A 1131-nucleotide genomic window follows, 5' to 3' on the forward strand; every position below is an offset into this window, starting at 1 on the left:
TTTCGGGGTGGCGGGTGGGGTGTGGGTCTCGCTCATGTGGAGGCTCCTTGGACGGGGGTGGAGGAAACGGCGACGAAGCCGTAGAGGCGCGCCGGGTTGTGGACCAGGATCTGTTCAAGCACTGCCACGTCGCCGCACCAGGCGCGCAGCCGCGCCAGCGCACCGGGCAGGTTCACGCTGCGGAAGGGTTCGATGACGGCGGGGTTGCGGTTGGCGCCGCCGGTGTGCGGCCAGTCCGAGCCCCAGAGCAGGCGGTCGGCGTGCTGGTCAATCAGGCGCCGGGCCAGCGGCGCCAGGTCATCGTGCGGCTCGGCGGCTTCCGAGGCACGGTAATCCGCCGAAAGCTTCACGACCACGCGCCCGGATGCCAGCAACTGCAGCAGCGCGCGCAGCGCCGGGTGTTCGTCGTGTGCGATGGAGGGGCGCAGGCCGGCAAAGTGGTCGAGCACCACCGGCACAACAAAGTGATTCAGCACATCGGCCAGCACACCCAGCAGGTCGCCCGAGCAGTGCACCTGCACGCACCAGCCTAGCCGGGTGATGGCGCGCGCGGCCTGCAGGAACTGCTCGCGTGCACGCTGCAGATCGGCCTCGTGGCGCACAGCGAGGTTCAAGCGGACGCCTCGCACACCACCGGCGTGCAACACGTCCAGTTCGGCCGCAGTCACCCGGTCCAGATCCACCACCGCGATGGCGCGGCAGCGGTCCTGTCCGGACCGCGCCACGGCGCTCAGCAGGCAGCGGTTGTCCACACCGTAGACGCTGGGCTGCACCAGCACGCAGCGCTGGATGCCCAGCGCACTGTGCATTGCCACCATGTCTTCGAAGCTCGCAGCGCCGGGCGTGTAGCTGCGCGGCGTGGCGTAGGGAAACGCTGCCGGCTCGAAGACGTGCAGGTGTGTGTCCGTGCTGCCGGGAGGCAGACCAGGGAACGACGGAACGGGTGGCACAGATGGGTTCACGTTGTCTCGATTTGTATGGTTTTTTGAAATTATAAAAAACCACAATAATCAAGACATTCGTAAAATCACCTATGAGCCTACGAATGCATCTCTAAAAGGCAGGAGCAAAACCATATCAAAGCACCATCCAACCCCTCGGGAAGATGGGTGGCTCCACATCACTTCTTGT

General features: G+C 65.1%; 1 protein-coding gene. It reads right to left on the minus strand.

Annotation, left to right across the window (positions count from 1 at the left end; genetic code table 11):
* Nucleotides 1-32 precede the first annotated feature (32 nt).
* Nucleotides 33-962, minus strand: coding sequence for an amidohydrolase family protein (locus HPS01S_RS21365; RefSeq protein WP_169803967.1), 930 nt, complete (start codon nucleotides 960-962; stop codon nucleotides 33-35).
* Nucleotides 963-1131: the final 169 nt, after the last annotated feature.

Source organism: Hydrogenophaga pseudoflava NBRC 102511 (genome assembly GCF_001592285.1).
Classification (GTDB): Bacteria; Pseudomonadota; Gammaproteobacteria; order Burkholderiales; family Burkholderiaceae_C; genus Hydrogenophaga; species Hydrogenophaga pseudoflava.